This window comes from Streptomyces sp. NRRL WC-3618 (genome assembly GCF_001280005.1).
Classification (GTDB): Bacteria; Actinomycetota; Actinomycetes; order Streptomycetales; family Streptomycetaceae; genus Streptomyces.
The window spans coordinates 1-16224 of the sequence record NZ_LGDW01000466.1; the positions used below are offsets into that span (position 1 = coordinate 1).

General features: G+C 69.1%; 12 protein-coding genes and 3 pseudogenes. 6 read left to right on the forward strand and 9 right to left on the reverse strand.

The genetic code is table 11. The annotated features are described in order from the left end of the window. Positions 1-716 precede the first annotated feature (716 nt). The 4 genes and pseudogenes from ADL01_RS33995 to ADL01_RS34005 form a co-directional block, all read right to left on the reverse strand. A complete protein-coding gene (locus tag ADL01_RS33995) occupies positions 717-971 on the reverse strand; it encodes a hypothetical protein (protein ID WP_159049712.1) in 255 nt (84 codons plus the stop codon). Between the two features lie 112 nt (positions 972-1083). After that, entirely contained in the window at positions 1084-2508 is a 1425-nt protein-coding gene (locus tag ADL01_RS34000) for an RICIN domain-containing protein (protein WP_159049713.1), read from the reverse strand. A 649-nt stretch (positions 2509-3157) separates the two neighbouring features. Beyond that, positions 3158-3268 (reverse strand): annotated as a pseudogene (locus tag ADL01_RS44185) (RNA-guided endonuclease TnpB family protein); the annotation flags it as partial. A 595-nt stretch (positions 3269-3863) separates the two neighbouring features. Beyond that, entirely contained in the window at positions 3864-4091 is a 228-nt protein-coding gene (locus tag ADL01_RS34005) for a hypothetical protein (protein WP_159049714.1), read from the reverse strand. Between the two features lie 622 nt (positions 4092-4713). Between ADL01_RS34005 and ADL01_RS34010 the strand changes: the two genes are divergently transcribed. The 4 genes and pseudogenes from ADL01_RS34010 (at position 4714) to ADL01_RS34025 (ending at position 7122) form a co-directional block, all read left to right on the forward strand. Continuing rightward, positions 4714-5247 carry a hypothetical protein gene (locus ADL01_RS34010; RefSeq protein ID WP_053745902.1) on the forward strand — a complete coding sequence of 178 codons (534 nt, stop codon included), beginning with the start codon at positions 4714-4716 and terminating at the stop codon, positions 5245-5247. 620 nt (positions 5248-5867) lie between these two features. Further along, positions 5868-6032, forward strand: coding sequence for a hypothetical protein (locus ADL01_RS46870; protein WP_234354889.1), 165 nt, complete (start codon positions 5868-5870; stop codon positions 6030-6032). Between the two features lie 427 nt (positions 6033-6459). Then, a pseudogene (locus ADL01_RS34020) lies at positions 6460-6819 on the forward strand (IS110 family transposase); the annotation flags it as partial. 138 nt (positions 6820-6957) lie between these two features. After that, a complete protein-coding gene (locus tag ADL01_RS34025) occupies positions 6958-7122 on the forward strand; it encodes an integrase (RefSeq protein WP_107091073.1) in 165 nt (54 codons plus the stop codon). A 161-nt stretch (positions 7123-7283) separates the two neighbouring features. On the opposite strand, the gene ADL01_RS34030 is transcribed toward ADL01_RS34025, so the two are convergent. The 4 genes from ADL01_RS34030 to xylB all read right to left on the reverse strand — a co-directional run bounded on the left by ADL01_RS34030 (position 7284) and on the right by xylB (position 13436). After that, positions 7284-8807: an aldehyde dehydrogenase family protein gene (locus tag ADL01_RS34030; RefSeq protein WP_053745906.1), complete on the reverse strand. Its 1524-nt coding sequence runs from the start codon at positions 8805-8807 to the stop codon at positions 7284-7286. A 229-nt stretch (positions 8808-9036) separates the two neighbouring features. Then, entirely contained in the window at positions 9037-10317 is a 1281-nt protein-coding gene (locus ADL01_RS34035) for a GAF domain-containing protein (protein ID WP_053745907.1), read from the reverse strand. A 333-nt stretch (positions 10318-10650) separates the two neighbouring features. Then, complete coding sequence (locus tag ADL01_RS34040) at positions 10651-11859, reverse strand: ROK family transcriptional regulator (protein WP_053745908.1); 1209 nt, start codon at positions 11857-11859, stop codon at positions 10651-10653. 131 nt (positions 11860-11990) lie between these two features. Then, on the reverse strand, positions 11991-13436 hold the full coding sequence (gene xylB / locus ADL01_RS34045; protein WP_053745909.1) for a xylulokinase: 1446 nt from the start codon (positions 13434-13436) through the stop codon (positions 11991-11993). 190 nt (positions 13437-13626) lie between these two features. Here xylB and xylA point away from each other — a divergent pair, with 190 nt between their 5' ends. Together xylA and ADL01_RS34055 are read left to right on the forward strand one after the other, a co-directional pair. Beyond that, positions 13627-14793 (forward strand): xylose isomerase, encoded by a 1167-nt coding sequence (xylA, locus tag ADL01_RS34050; RefSeq protein WP_053745910.1) that lies wholly within the window; start codon positions 13627-13629, stop codon positions 14791-14793. Between the two features lie 472 nt (positions 14794-15265). Next, positions 15266-15553 (forward strand): hypothetical protein, encoded by a 288-nt coding sequence (locus ADL01_RS34055; protein WP_234354887.1) that lies wholly within the window; start codon positions 15266-15268, stop codon positions 15551-15553. 325 nt (positions 15554-15878) lie between these two features. Here ADL01_RS34055 and ADL01_RS46875 read toward each other — a convergent pair. After that, positions 15879-16167 (reverse strand): annotated as a pseudogene (locus ADL01_RS46875) (SWF or SNF family helicase); the annotation flags it as partial. Positions 16168-16224 lie beyond the last annotated feature (57 nt).

Consider the following 16224-nt stretch of genomic DNA (forward strand, 5'->3'; position numbering starts at 1 on the left):
GCTGGAGCGTGCCCTCGCCGCGCACGTCCCGCAGATGACCGCTGACCTGATGGAACCGCTCACCGTCATCGAGCGGCTGATCCTGCGCGAGCTGGTGACCAAGCTGCTCGCCCACTCCACGCGCGGCACGGTCGCCACACCCGCTGGGCCGTGACCGACCCTTCCGCCGAGAAGGCCGCCGGAACGAACGGGGCACCTACGGAGAACGGGTCTCCCTGCTCGTGACCGGCCTCAACAACCAGGCACCGCAAGAAACCCGTTTCTACATGCCCACGACCACACCGGCACCTCTGTCGCGGACCGGTTTCGAGTGAAACGAAACCCGGACCCGAGCCCGGAATGAAGATCCACCATCCTGACTCCTGCTGGTCAGCAGGGCTGGTGTGATGTCTCGGCGGGGTACCTGTGCTGGTCGGGCGGGAGATCGTTAGCACGTGATCGTCCGTCACGGGCGGCCTCGGGGAGGCGCTGTCACGTTGTTGGGTGCGTGAGTGCCTGTTCGAGCGGAACGACGACCAGGGCGGGTCGGCGAGCCCGACGGTCTTGTGGAAGGTGGCGTCCTGGGCGAACAACAGATGACAGTCGCTGCGGCGCGGACCCGCCACCTGGCCCCGCCGCAGCCCACCCGGAGTGCAGGAGCACGACCAGCCGGTCCCGGGCGCTGCGGCCCGCCAGGAATATCGCCGCCAGCTCGTCGTCCGAGGCCCGGTCGGCCTTCACCTGCGGCTCCTGCAAACGATGCCGGTCCGCAGCCGGTAGTACAGGCCCGTCTCCTCGCCCTTCGCCTCCTCCGGCAGATCCGGCCTGTCCGCCAGCTCGTACAGCTGTCCCAGCGCCGACCGCGGCGCCGCGCCCACCGACACCGCGCATCCCCGCTCGCCCCGCACCGGCTTCATCCCCGGCCCATACCGTCGGGGTCTTCCAGCGCCCAGCTGGCTGGGCGAGTAGCGCAGCCACACCATGAACTTCATTGAGCCGACGATGGTGGCTGATGTGCGGACCTGTGGAGTGACCGGAGGGCTCACCTGCGTGCGTCGGCACAGCAGGTCAGCCCTCCGGCCGATGGTCGTGGCCTGGGGAAGGTCACACGGTGGTTCTGGTCCACTGCTGGTTCGTGGCGCCGGTGCAGGTCCACTGGATGATCGCCGCGCCGTCGGCGGTGCTCCCGCTCCTGACGTCGAGGCACTTCCCGCTGTGCCGCGCCACCAGTTGCACGTGGTCGCCGACGTTGGTCAGGGACCACTGCTGGTTGGTGCCGCCGGTGCAGGTCCACTGGATGACGGCGGCGCCGTCCGTCTTGCTCGCGCTCTGGACGTCGAGGCACTTTCCGCTGTTGCGGTTGACCATGTTGTAGTAGCCGTTGCCCGCGTCACGGAAGAACCAGTGCTGGTTCGCGGCCAGGGCCGAGCTCGACCACTGGATGATGGCGGCGCCGTCGGCGGTGCTGTTGCTCCTGACATCCAGGACCTTGCCGCTGTCACGGCCGGTGATCTTCTCGTACGGGCCCTCCGGCCCCGCGGTCCCGACGGCCGTCTGGACCACCGTTTTGATGGTGCCGTCGTCGTTGTAGTGCAGGTAATCCACGGCGATCGACCGGCGGACGTTGCCTCCGCCCTCAAGAGCCTTCTTCGCGTAGACCATGTACCACTTGTTGTTGAACTGCAGGATGGACGAGTGGTTGGTGTTCACGTTGACGTAGTCGAGCGCGACACCCCGGTAGGTGAAAGGACCGAGCGGGCTGGTAGCGGTCGCGTACTGGATCTGTCCCGGCCAGCCGGTCGAGAACGAGAAGTAGTAGAGCCCGTTGCGCTTGTGCATCCAGGGGGCTTCGGCGAAGCCCTGGCCGGGAGCACCGTTGACCGTGACGTTCATGATGGGGCCGCTGGTCGACATCATGTCCGAGTTGAGCCGGACGACCTTGGGCTGGCGGCTGCTGCCGAAGTACAGGTATGCCTGTCCGTCGTCGTCGATGAACGTCATCGGGTCGATGGGCTCTACTCCGGTGTTCGCGTCGCGCGAGGTGTCGATGAGGGGGGTGCCGCGTACGTCAGTGAACCCGGAGGTGGGCGAGGTGCTGCGGGCGACACCGATCTTGTTGCGGTCCGTCGGCAGGTACAGGTAGTAGAAGCCGTTTCGCTGCGCGGCGGCAGGCGCCCAGGCCAGACTCTTGGCCCAGCTGAAGCCGCTGAGGTCGAAGACCTGTCCGTGGTCGGTCCAGGTCACCCCGTCGGCGGAGGAGTACGAGCGCCAGTCCTTGGAGTCCCAGTACGTACCGCTGTTGTCGGAGTCGTCGGTGGCGTAGATGTACATGCGCCCGTCGAAGACATGTGCCGACGGGTCCGCCACGAACCGGTCCATGTCTATGGGGTTGTCCGCCCGCGCCGGGGAGCCGGTGAGGAGCAGGCCGGTGATCATCATGACCATGGCGGTCAGGGCACTGCCCGCGCGGCTGATCCGGCGCCGCAGCGAAATCCGCCCGGTTGGCGTCCCGTCCGCGTGAGTGATCACGGGCAATCTGCCGGTTGATCTTGATTCGTCCCGGTGGGACGGTGAGTTTTTCATCCTCGTACTCCTGCTATCGGTAGGAAGGGGAGCGTTGTAGCCCGTCAAGCGCGGAGCGCTCAGGGCGGAAGCAAGTCTGCGTTCGGCTTCTCGATGGCGTGGACGAGGAGCCTGGGCCTTTCCGTGGCCGCGGCGTCGACGGTTGACACGCGGCAGTCAGGCGAACCGCGCGGCCGGAGCCACCTGTCGGATTCGGCCTCCGTGCGGCGGCTGTCTGGATCCGCGGCTTCGCAGCAGCCCGCTCGGGTAGCGACGGTCTGGGATGGAAGAGCAGGCCGACGGCGGGAGATATCGCCGCCAGCCGCAGGGGAACCACGGGTATGTGGGTCTCCTGCCGGAGGCTTCTTCGCCAGAGCGTGGAACGGTGGACCAGTGGCGCGGGTGCGGAACACGTACTGTCCCCTTCGACGGCCGTAGTCCGATATTTCGAACAATGTGCGGAACTGTGAACTTCAAACTGCGATCGAAAGATAGGTTTCAGCCAGGAGCGCGTCAATGGAACTGACCAGTTCACTTCCACCGGCATCGAACTGCACGTCCAACGAGCGACAGTTGTCGTTCAATCGCTGCCACAGCGGGCGACCGCAGACGCATTCCTTTTCTCGGCGCGGCGCAGGAACCTGGGGGAGTCGATCTTCGTGCCGTCGGCGAGGACGGCGAAGTGTGTCAGGCCGAGGTCGATGCCGACGCTCCGGTCGGTGTCGGGCATGCAGTCGGCATCGATGTGCGGGCCGCCTCGCGTTCGAGCGGTTGCAGAAGCGGCTTGCCCGGCGTGGTGCCGGTGCGGCGCTGTCACGTTGTTGGCTGCGTGAGTGCCTGACAGCGTGCTGGGGTGTGGCCGGCCCGGGTGTCGGCCTGGGTCAGGTTGTATGTCTTGCTGAAACCGAGCGATGGTTGCAGCATCTGCGGCGGTCGCCGACCGGACTCTGATGATGTCGGTCACGCCTCGATGTAACAATTCATCCGCCCGGTGCACGGATAACATGGCGAGCAACAGTGCCTACCTGTCCGATCGATCTGTTCCGTCTGGTGCGGGGCATGGTGGCGCAGCCGGTCCGGGTCTGCAGGCTGATCGAGCAGGAGACGACTCCAACGACGTCGCCCTGGAGGACGTGCTCGGAGCCCGCCCGTGAGCGACGCGGCCTGGCCAGGCGAGGCTGTCACCGCAGGCCCTGGCAGACTACCTGTCTGCCAGGACACCGAATAGTGCAGGGCTGGAACACTGCCTCTTCCCCAGTCGTCTGGCTCGGATAGTCACCTGGTGGCAACGCTTATCCACCCGCGTTGCCATTCGGCCCGGCTCACGCGCCCAGGAAGAGTTGAGGCAGCTGCTCGACCTTCTCCAGCACCACGGCGTAGTTCTCCCGGGCCTGCCTGATTCGGAGAACGTCCGCGACCACATTGGCATACAGATCCTGGGCACTCTGGTCACACAGTTGCTCCAGGGCCTCTTCGGCGGCTCCCAACTCCTTCTCAGCCGTCGCGGCTGCCTCGGCAGCGAAGTTGGGGACCTTGATGTGTGCGGGCATGCGCGGCGTGGAAGCAGCCCGCTGTGCGGCGGCGTGGTGCTCCTTCCTGGCGGTGTGCAACCTCCGATCAGGTTGTAAGGAGCGTTCTCCGCCCCCTGCCATCGCCACCACACCGCCAGCTCGCCATCCTGCTCGTAGACGACGTGCCAGTGCTCCCGGCCGTCCGCGTGCATGCGGTGGCAGCACTTGGGGTCGACCACGATTCCCCAGAGCTTGCCCTGCACCGTGCAGTCGTGACTGCTCAAGGGGCTGCGCCGGGGCAACTGGCTGTAGATGGCCTTCGACATCCGCTTGCTGCCCACGGACAGGACCTTGATGGTCACCGTGGTCTCTTCGAGTACAAGCTCCATGCCGTGGAGAACGCGTACAGCGCGACAGCGACGCGGTGCCATGGTCCGGTTCCGCTTTTGGCCCACCCAGGCGGGCCAGTGTCCTCTGACGCTGAACCTGGACCGTTTGCCATTGCAGTTGGACCGATTCGGCGTGACGTCTCTGCTTCAGCGGATCGCCCAGGTCACCACGTTCCGTCAACTTGCCAGGATGGAGGTGGTGCGCACACGGGCTTCCCCGGGTGCTCCAGAGCAGTCACCATGGAGGTCCGTCGGCGACCCGGGGGTGGGGGATGGGCGAGGGTGCGGACGTTCTGGACGGGCAACCGGAGCAGGACGGACCCGAGTGGTGGCTGGCGCTGGCCTGCCTGGTCGGGTTGCTTCTGGCCTACGTCGTGCTGGCGAACTTCACCGGAGAACTGCGGGCGGCGCTGTGGGGCGAGCCCGGGACCGTGACCGAAGTCCGCTGCCGGACGCATGACAACACCGTCGCCAACGCGGGAACGTCGACGTCCTGTTCGGGGACTTTCACCTCAGACGACGGCAACTCGTCGTTCGATGTCACCGTCAAGGGCGACATCCGCTCGCAGCCGGTCCGTGCGTGGTTGGTGGACGGCACGTCCGGCACCGCGTACGTCTCACCGACGCTGTGGGCGGGGGTGCTCCCGGTGGGGTTCTCCCTCCTCCTGGCCGGTGTCCCGGCGGCGTTGACGCTGGAGCATGCGCGTCGCGTCCGCAAACAGCGCCCGAGACCGGCCCCACCCGCCCCGCCCGGTCCACAGTGGTCGGCTCCGAGTGCGGGTGACCCAGGGATCTCGGACTTCTGATCACACCATCCCTGCGGTCGCGTCACGGTCCCAACGACGTCTCCAGGTTCGGTGTCACCGGACAGTCACACTGCCGTCTGCGAGATCACGGCTAGGTATCGGCACTCGGTGGAACTGGCGGGGAGCGTGATTCGAAGCGTGCGTTTTTCGCCTGATTTCGTAAGCTTGTCCTACCTTCCAAGCGTGGGTCTGAGCTGGCCCTTCGTAAGATCAGCGGGCCCGGGGGTTTTGGGTATGGCTGTGAGCTTGTCGCCGTTCGATGGCTCAAAGAACTTGGCCGCCCGGAGCCCCGCGACGACTCGACCGCTCATTGGGATACGCGACTCGATCGCTGTGTAGGACAACGTCGGCGAGGTCGTCTGCGGGTCCGTGTGTGACGACGAGCTGGCGGAGGTGACCCGTGCCCCAGATCTGGGCCGGAGTGGACATCGGCAAGGAACACCACCACTGCGTGGTGGTCGACGAGCGAGGCGAACGCCTCCTCTCAGCACATCCTCGGTCGTCCCTTGAGGCAGACATGGCCGACGGGTGCACTGGCACCGGGCAGCCGGGTCACGGTCGTTCGCGCCCAGGACTGGGACGGTCCTTGGCAGGGCGAGTTTGCTGGGACGATCGATGCCATGGGCGCACCCGAACCCAACGAGCATGCCCATGCGCTCAATGGCGAGTTGCTCTACTGGGTCACCTTCGACACGCCGCACCACGACAGCGGCGGGGATGGTCCCTATCGCAAGGCCCAGATCTGGGGTCGCTACCTGAGGGCCGATCCGGAGCCCGAAGCGTAGCCATCCCGCAGTTCATGTTGCGCGGCTCGAATCGTCCGTCGAACTAGATCGTTCACCTGCGGATTCGCCGGACGTGGGGGCGGCCTTCGTCTGATCCTGTGCTCCGACCAAGGTGCACGTGACCGAGACGAAGGCCGTGAGGGTGAGTTTGCTGCCTGATGGTGTTCGGGGGGCGGCGTTCGCGGAAGCGTCACGCTTCCCTACGTTGTTCTGCGGGACGCGGTGAGCCCTTCGTATGGTTGACCCGCCCAGAGGTGCGGGGTGTGGGTTTCACGCTTCTGCCACTTGTGGCTTGCCCGGATTGGCCGCCCGACACCCCACGACGACTCGGTTGCCAATTAGGAATTGCGAATGGTCGCTCCGTAGGGAATCGACAGCGAGGTCGTCCGTCGGGAGGCACCAGCAGCACACCGCACGGAGGCGCCACGTGACCGCGATTTGGGCCGGCATCGATGCCGGCAAGACTCACCATCACTGCGTCGCAATCGACGAGGGCGGCCGTCGGCTGCTGTCGCGACGCGTCACCCATGACGAACCCGAGCTGCTCGAACTCCTCGGCGATGTCGTGGCCTTGGGCGACGAGGTGACCTGGGGCATCGACCTGGCAGACGGCGGAGCCGCCCTGGCCATCGCGATCCTGACCAATCACGGTCAGCCGGTGCGCTACATCTCCGGCCGGGCCATCCACCGTGCCTCCGAGGGCTACCGCGGCGAGGGAAAGACCGACGCCAAGGACGCCGCCGTCATCGCCCAGGCCCGCGTCCGCCGCGATCTGCACGGATCGCGGGCAGCAGCGCGATGATCACGGGCGCCTCGCTGGGCGGCGTACTGGTCGCCGCGGTCGGCCCCGGCTGGGGGCTGGCCATCGACGCGCTCAGCTTCGCGCTCGCGGCACGCCGGGATCTCGTTCTGGCTCTACTCCGGAGTGGACCCGGCCGAATGCGCCCGCCGCGCCGGCCAGAGCGTCGAGGTTCTCTTCCGGTACTACGCCAAGTTCCTCGACGGCCTTCGAGAGCAGGCGAACCGCCTCATCGAGCAGTCCATGAACGAGTGGCAGCGCGTCAGCCAAGGTGAAGCACCCGAGGGCTGAACCGGGGTTTGGTCCGTGACTGGTCCGGAAGAACTGGTCAGGAGGGGTGCAGCTGTGGGAGGAATTGGGAGTTAGTACGCAAGCCGGGCTCGGTCGAGAGCGGGCTGGGGGAGAGGCGCCTGACGGGTGAAAGCCCAGGTCAGGCGCCTCTTTTCGTGCTCCTAGAAGAAGCCGAGCTTCTTCGGCGAATACGACACCAGCAGATTCTTCGTCTGCTGATAGTGCTCCAGCATCATCTTGTGCGTCTCACGGCCGATCCCGGACTGCTTGTAGCCACCGAACGCCGCGTGTGCCGGATACGCGTGATAGCAGTTCGTCCACACTCGGCCCGCCTGGATCGCCCGGCCAGCCCGGTACGCGGTGTTCATGTCGCGGGTCCACACGCCCGCCCCGAGGCCGTACAGCGTGTCGTTGGCTGTTTTGATCGCGTCGTCGAAGTCGTCGAACGACGTCACGGACACCACCGGACCGAAGATCTCCTCCTGGAAGATCCGCATCCGGTTGTTCCCCTCGAAGATGGTCGGCTGGACGTAGTACCCGCCCTTCAACTCACCGTCGTAATCGATGCGTTCGCCACCCGTGAGGATCCTCGCCCCCTCCTGCCGGCCGATGTCCATATACGAGAGGATCTTCTCCAACTGGTCGTTCGAGGCCTGCGCGCCGATCATCGTGTCCGTGTCGAGTGGGTGACCCGGCTTGATGAGTTCGGTGCGGGCGACCGCGGCCTGGAGGAAATCGGCGTAGTTGCCGCGCTGGATCAGTGCCCGGGACGGGCAGGTGCACACCTCGCCCTGGTTGAGCGCGAACATGGTGAAGCCTTCGAGCGCCTTGTCACGGAAGTCGTCGTCCGCCGCCCACACGTCGTCGAAGAAGATGTTCGGCGACTTGCCGCCCAGCTCCAGTGTCACCGGCTTGATGTTCTCCGAGGCGTACTGCATGATCAGCCGCCCGGTCGTGGTCTCACCCGTGAACGCCACCTTCGCCACCCGCGCACTGGACGCGAGCGGCTTGCCGGCCTCCACCCCGAAGCCGTTGACGATGTTCACGACACCGGCCGGCAGCAGGTCGGAGATCAGGCTCATCCAGTAGTGGAGGGAGGCTGGCGTCTGCTCGGCGGGCTTGATCACGATCGCGTTACCCGCAGCGAGCGCGGGAGCCAGCTTCCAGACCGCCATCAGGATGGGGAAGTTCCACGGGATGATCTGCGCGACCACACCGAGCGGCTCATGGAAGTGGTACGCCACCGTGTCGTCGTCGAGTTCACCGAGCGACCCCTCCTGCGCCCGGATCGCGCCCGCGAAGTAGCGGAAGTGGTCGATGGCGAGCGGGATATCGGCGGCGAGCGTCTCCCGTACCGGCTTGCCGTTCTCCCAGCTCTCGGCGACCGCCAGTGCCTCGAGGTTCGCCTCCATCCGGTCGGCGATCTTCAGGAGGATGGTGGACCGCTCGGTCGCCGATGTACGGCCCCACGCCGGTGCCGCCGCGTGCGCGGCGTCGAGCGCGAGTTCCACGTCCTCGGCGGTGCCCCGCGCGATCTCCGTGAACGGCTGCCCGTTCACCGGACTCGGGTTCTCGAAGTACTGCCCCCGGGCCGGCGGCACGTACTCGCCGCCGATGAAGTGGTCGTAGCGCGCCTGGTAGGAGACGATCGCGCCGTCGGTGCCGGGCGCCGCGTAACGGGTCATGCTGGCTTGCCTCCTTCAGCAGAGCCGCCCGCCGTTGGGCCGCTCTCGCCGCGAGGCTAGAAGCGGCGAGGTTGCAGGCAGGTTGCGCACGGACTCCCGGCGGCGGAGTGCGTGCGGGATCAGGCAGGGGCGCGTGATGCGTACGAGGGCGCAGGCGCCGGGGCCCCGGAGTGCCGGACGCTCGAGTGAGCCACGGGACCTGCCCCCGGGTGTCGGCGCCGGCGTCCCTTCAGCGCCGGGCGGCCTGATGCGCCCAACCCTGGGGCGCCGCCTGCTCCGACTCCAACTCGTTCAGGCGTGCCCGTACAGCCGCTGTAGGTCGCACTGCCGCGAGCGCGCGCCATACGTCGAGGTCGTCCTCGCCCCACGGCGCGTGGGCCCAGTCGGACAGCAGATCCGGGTCTCGGCGGGCGACGAGCGCGGTGCGCAGGCCGTCGGCGAGCCTGCGCCGCAGCCGGGCCACCGCCGGTGCCCGCGAACCGGGCAGCAGCGGTCCCGTATACGCCCGCACCGCCGTCGTCACCGCACCGGTCTCAACTGAACGCTCCACCACGGCGATGTCCGACTCGACCGGCACCGTCAGCCGGTACGGGCGCGAGGCCAGCAATCCGGGAGCCAGGACGCGGCGCAGCCGGGCCAGTTCGGCGCGCAGCGTCACCGGTGTCACCGACTCGTCCTCGTACAGCGCGCACAACAGCTCGTCCCCGGTCAGCCCTTCCGGGTGGCGGGCGAGCAGGACGAGAAGCTCGCTGTGCCGACGGCTGAGCCGCAACGCCCGCCCGGCGGCCAGCAGTTGAGCCTCGTCCCGGCCCAGCGCGGTCAGTTCGAGGGTGTCCGGGACGGGGCCGACCGGGGTGAGCAGTGCCAGCTGTGACTCGGCGGCCCGGGCCACCGCCTGCACGAACCCGAGGCTGTGCGGATGCGCGAGCTTGTTCCGGCCGGTGATGTCCACGGCGCCGAGTACTCGCCCCGTGCGCGGATCGTGCACCGGAGCCGCCGCGCACGTCCACGGCTGCACCTGCCGGATGAAGTGCTCGGCCGCGAACACCTGCACCGGCCGGTCCACGGCGACCGCCGTACCCGGCGCGTTCGTCCCCACCGCCGACTCCGCCCAGCGGGCCCCCGGTACGAAGTTGATCCGGCCCGCCTGCCGCATGGTCGCGGCATGCCCCTCGACCCAGAGCAGCCTGCCCTGCGCGTCGCACACCGCGAGCAGATGCTCGCCATCCGCGGCGAAGGTGCCCATGAGCTCACGGAACAGAGGCATCACGCGGGCCAGCGGATGCTCGGCACGGTAGGCGCCGAGGTCACCGTCCACCAGTTCCACGCTCGCTGTGCCGTCCGGCCCCACACCGGCCCGGGCGGAGCGTCTCCAGGAGTCCGCCACCACGGTACGCACCGGTCGTGTCACCGTCCCCGCCTCGGTGAACGTCTCGTGCGCGCGGCGCAGCACCCGAACCCGCTCGACGGGATCGGCCCCCGGTTCCAGGGCCACCCATGGATCGGTCAACTGGGCCTCCTGGAGGGCGATGCGGCTGGTGACATCGTCGCCCGAGGGAGGGGCCCGGACAACCGTTTCGACGGGGTCGACCGGATGACGGCACCGCCGGTCCTGAGGTCGCTCATCTCTCCCAACTCCGTTCTGCGAAAGGTCGATGGACGTGGTTCGCACCGACCGTCGCCACGACGGCCGGGCCTCACGTGGATCACGCTACGACGCTTCGCGAACAGGCGGGGAACGCCCATGAATTTCGGTGGATGACCGAGCGATTGTGGATAACTCGCTCACCCCAATGAGTGAGGTGGCTCGCTGTGCGGCGGATCGAAGCCGGTCGGGGCCCGCTCAGCCCCGTCCCGCCACCGCCCCCGGATCGTCCAGCACCGCCCGCACCACCGAGTGCGCGGCGCCCAGCAGCGGGCCCTCGGGTCCCAGCCGCGACACCGACACCGCGCAGGCGGGGCCCGCCGTACGCCGGTCCAGTTCCGCTTCCAGCGACGGCAGCAGCCACGGCGCGAGCCCGGACAGCGCACCGCCCAGTACGACCGTCTCGGGGTCCAGCAGATTGACCGCCCCGGTCAGCGCGATGCCGAGCGCCGTGCCCGCCCCGTCCAGGGCCCGCCGTACGTCCATGTCGCCCCGGGCGGCGCGCTCCGCGAGCAGTCCGACACGGTCCTCGCCCGGCTCGACGCCCGCCGCCCGCAGCACCGCCTCCTCACCCGCGTACTGCTCCAGGCACCCGCGACCGCCGCACGCGCACTCCGGACCCTCCGGACGGACCGGCACATGGCCCAACTCGCCCGCGAATCCCCGAGTTCCCCGCAGCAGCCGTCCGTCCACGACCACCGCCGCGCCGATACCGATCTCGGCCGACACATGCAGGAAGTCGGGTGGCGTGCCGTCTCCGAGCCAGAGTTCCGCCAGCGCGCCGAGGTTGGCCTCGTTGTCCACGGTCAGTGGGAGCTCGGCGGGCAGCAGCGCGCCGAGATCCGTGTCGTGCCAGTCGAGGTTGGGGGCGCGGACGACCGTCCGCCCGTCGCGGGCCACGAGCCCTGGCACGGCGACCGCGAGGCCGGCCGGCCACAGGCCCTCACCTTCCGTCTGGGTGATCACCTTCCGTACCAGCTCGGTCAGTTCCTCGATCACGGGTTCGGGGGAGCGCCCGCGGTTCGTGCCGTGGCGCACGGCGCGTGCCCGCACCTCGCCCCGCAGATCGACCGCGCAGACCGCGAGATGGTCGACACCGACCTCCGCGCCGATCCCGGCCGGGCCACGCCCGCTCACCGCGAGTGCGGACCCGGGGCGCCCCACCCGGCCGGGCCGCTCGGGGCCCAGCTCTTCGATCAGCCCCGAGCGGATCAGCTCGTCCACGAGCGTCGACACCGCTGCCCTGGTCAGTCCAATGCGTGAGGCGACCCCGGCACGGGAGAGCGGCCCCTCGGCGCTGACGGTGTGCATCACGCGCGCGAGGTTGCGGCGGCGCATGCCCTGCTGGTTGTCGGGCAGCAGGGAGCCGGCGCCGGGCGGACGGGCCTCGTGCAGCGGTGCGCTCATGCCTCCGTCAGTCCTCAATGGGTGTCCGTGAGCCGACATCCGTGCACGTACGTACGTACGGCGGCTTCCTGTAGCGGACGTACGGGTGGATGTCGGTTCGGCTTCGTCGGTGCGTGTATGGCCCTCGGCCGTCAGCCGGCGTCCGTCCCCCGACCCAGCAACGGCGATGCGTCGGAGAGTACCTCGGAGATCCGGTCCAGCGTCGCCTGGTCCCGCTCCACCGCGTCCAGGACCGGCCCCCGGGCCGTGTCCCATCGGCGGGCCACCGCGGCCGGGTCCTCGCCGGTCAGTAGCCCCGCCGCCTGTGCAGCGGCGCCAAGAGCGACCAGTTCCTTGGCCTCGGGCACCTGGACCGGCCGCCCGGAAAGCCGGCGTACGGTCTGCTGCCAGGCCCTGCCGCGCGCGCCGCCGCCGATCAGCAGCAGCGGTGCCGAGCGGTCCGCGTCCGCGTCGAGTACCAGATCGAGGGCGCCGAGCAGCGAGTGCACCGCCCCGTCGTACGCGGCCTGGAGCAACTGTCCGCCGGTCGTGTCGTGGCGCAGCCCATGCAGCAGCCCCGAGGCACCCGGCAGGTTCGGGGTTCGTTCCCCGTCCAGGTAGGGCAGCAGCGTGACGCCCGTACCGGGTTCGACGGCCTCGCGGTCCAGACCGAGGAGGGCCGCGACGCGGTCGACGGCGAGGGTGCAGTTGAGGGTGCAGGCCAGCGGCAGCCAGTCGCCGCGTGCGTCGGCGAAGCCCGCGACAGTCCCCGTCGGGTCGGCCGGCCGGTGCGTCGAGACGGCGTACACCGTGCCTGACGTGCCGAGACTCAGTACCGGAGTGCCGGGGCGCAGCCCGAGGCCAAGTGCCGCGGCGGCGTTGTCGCCGGTGCCCGCGGCGACCAGGGTGCCCTTCGAGAAGGGCAGGTCGTGGCCGTCGCGGACGGTCCCGGCCACTTCACCCGGCCGGACCACCCGAGGCAGCAGCGCGGGGTCGAGCCCCACGTGCGCGAGCACCTCCGTGTCGTACGCCTCCGTCCCCGACGCCCACCAGCCGGTGCCGGAGGCGTCGCCGCGGTCGGTGGTGCCCTGGCCCGTGAGGCGCTCGGTGAGGTAGTCGTGGGGGAGCCGTACAGCCTTGACGGCACGGACCGCCTCCGGCTCGTGCTCGGCCAGCCAGGCCCACTTCGTGACCGTGAAGGAGGCGCCGGGCACGCTTCCGGTGCGCTCCGCCCACGCCTTCGCGCCGCCGAGTTCCTCGATCAGTCGATCGGCCTGCGGCGCCGAGCGCACGTCGTTCCACAGCAGCGCGGGGCGGACCGGCTCACCGTGGGCGTCCAGCGTGACGAGGCCGTGCTGCTGACCGCCGATCGACACGGCGGCGGCTTCGCGGGCCGCGTCACCGCATTGGCTCAGCGCCTCGCACAGGGCGTTCCACCACTGCCGCGGGTCGCTCTCGCGCCCCGCCCCGGTGGTGACGGTGTGCGACGCCTGGCCGCTCGCCACGACCTGACCGGTGGCCACGTCGACGACCAACGCCTTGGTGGACTGGGTCGACGTGTCCACGCCGACAACGAGCGGACCCTCGGCTGCTGACATCGAGCTCTCCCTCTTCCGCGGCTCCGCGGGATCTGCCTGGTGTTTTCCGGTGCCTGCACGGGTCGCGGGGACCCGTTCCCACCCTCAGTCTCTGCTCATGGACAAGTTGTCTCTTCCCAGAGATGCTTCCGCATACTAATTTGTAAACCGCCATGACGAAATAGTCGGAGCAAACGCAAGGAGCCGCGGCATGAACTACCAGCCCACCCCCGATGACAGGTTCACCTTCGGCCTGTGGACCGTCGGCTGGCAGGGACGGGACCCGTTCGGCGACGCCACCCGCCGGGCGCTCGACCCGGTCGAGACGGTGCAGCGCCTGTCCGAGCTCGGTGCCCACGGAGTGACCTTCCACGACGACGACCTGATCCCCTTCGGGTCCTCGGACACCGAGCGCGAGTCGCACATCAAGCGCTTCCGCCAGGCCCTCGACGCGACCGGTATGCGCGTCCCGATGGCCACCACCAACCTCTTCACGCACCCCGTCTTCAAGGACGGCGCGTTCACCGCCAACGACCGTGACGTGCGCCGCTACGCGCTGCGCAAGACGATCCGCAACATCGACCTGGCGGCCGAGCTGGGCGCCGAGATCTACGTCGCCTGGGGCGGCCGGGAAGGCGCCGAGTCCGGCGCCGCCAAGGACGTACGCGTCGCGCTGGACCGCATGAAGGAGGCCTTCGACCTCCTCGGCGAGTACGTGGTCTCGCAGGGCTACGACCTGAAGTTCGCGATCGAGCCCAAGCCGAACGAGCCGCGCGGCGACATCCTGCTGCCGACGGTCGGCCACGCCCTGGCGTTCATCGAGCGCCTGGAGCGCCCGGAGATGTACGGCGTCAACCCCGAGGTCGGGCACGAGCAGATGGCCGGGCTGAACTTCCCGCACGGCATCGCCCAGGCCCTGTGGGCGGGCAAGCTCTTCCACATCGACCTCAATGGCCAGTCCGGCATCAAGTACGACCAGGACCTGCGCTTCGGCGCCGGCGACCTGCGGTCCGCCTTCTGGCTGGTCGACCTCCTGGAGAGCGCCGGTTACGCGGGCCCGAAGCACTTCGACTTCAAGCCGCCGCGGACCGAGGACCTCGACGGTGTGTGGGCCTCGGCGGCCGGCTGCATGCGCAACTACCTCATCCTGAAGGAGCGTTCCGCCGCCTTCCGCGCCGACCCGGAGGTCCAGGCGGCCCTGCGTGCCTCGCGTCTGGACGAGCTGGCGCAGCAGACGGCGGCGGACGGCCTGCAGAGCCTGCTCGCGGACCGCTCGGCCTTCGAGGAGTTCGACGTGGACGCGGCGGCCACGCGCGGGATGGCCTTCGAGCAGCTCGACCAGCTGGCCATGGACCATCTGCTGGGGGCTCGCGGCTGAGTCGCGTACCGGGACGCCCGTCTCCGACGGGCGTCCCGGATCCGCTGCTGTGAACAACTGAGCTGTGATTGATCCCTTGTGACCGCTCTCCGTACGGATTGCTCCGGAATCATGCGCTCCATGGCATGAGTCCGTATCAACTTCCGCATGGGGCTCGCATGCTGACCGGTCCGCGGCGACTCTTGACGGTATGGCCATGCCGCCCGTACCGCCTCAGCCGCCTGGGCCGCCAGGGGGCGATCCGCCTCCGGGCGGTGGCTTCGGGCCACCTCCCGGAGGTTTCGGTCCGCCCGCTGGGGGAGGCCACGGAAGCGGGGGCTACGGCCCTCCTCCAGGAGGCGACTGGCCGCCCACGCAGGGTGGGGGTGGCTGGCTGCCACCGGAGCCGCCCCAACCGTCCGACGGCCCGGGCGGACACCGGGGGCCGGGCAGGCGTCCGAGCCCTCTGTTCATCCTGATCACCGCGATCGTCGTGGTCGGAGCCGTCGTCGCCGTGGTGCTCATGGTGTCCGGTGGCGATGACACGCCGGGGACGAAGCCGCCCGGGAGCAGCCGGAGTTCGAGCGGTACGCCCGATCCGTCGTTCAGCGTCCCGACCGCACTGCCCACCAAATTCCCCACCAGCCTGCCCGCGTTGCCGTCCCGGCTCCCCACCAGCCTTCCGTCCAGCCTTCCGTCCGGTTTCCCCACGGATCTGCCGAGCGAGTTCCCGAGCGACCTGGAGTCGCTCATTCCGCTGGCCGGCGACGAAGTGCGGTAGTACACGCTGCGAACGGGCGACTGCTTCGACACCGCTGGCGCCGATCCCGGACACGCTGCGAAGCGCGCGTGCGACGGTCCGCACGACGCCGAGGTCGTCAAGGTGACCGAACTCAAGGGCGGTTAAGCGCCGGACGCCGCCCTGAAGAGGGCCGCCTTCGTCCTCTGGCCGCCCGCCTCGACTCCGACTCCCGGAAACTCGCCGCGCCCTTGACGTGCGGTTCCGGCGGACCGAGGAGTTCCTATGCAAGCTCCTCCATGGTCATGTGCTCCATCGAGGCCAGTGCGGTGGCCGGGTCCCGCCCCGCCCCTCCGGCGGGCACTCAGCGGTCGCTCTGCTTCCGGTACGGCCACCAGCGGCCGTCCATGCCCCAGCCACAAACTGGCGGCTCGCGCCGACGTCCGTCCACCGGTTGCGTGTCGCCCGCAGCGCCGGCCGCTCGTCCTCTACCCAGGCCGCGTCGAGCGCGGCACGCGCGCGTGCGAGCTGCTCGCCCCGACCTTCCCCTCCTCATCGAGGACCGACAACGCGGCCGGGCCACCGAGCCGCCAGGCCCGTACGGCAGCCACCAACTGCTCCCGGCTGCGGCCTGATCTCTCGGCAAGCCGATCCGAATCTCCGAGGGTGTCCCGGGGCACCTGGCCGAACGGGGCTGGGCTACGCCCCGTCTG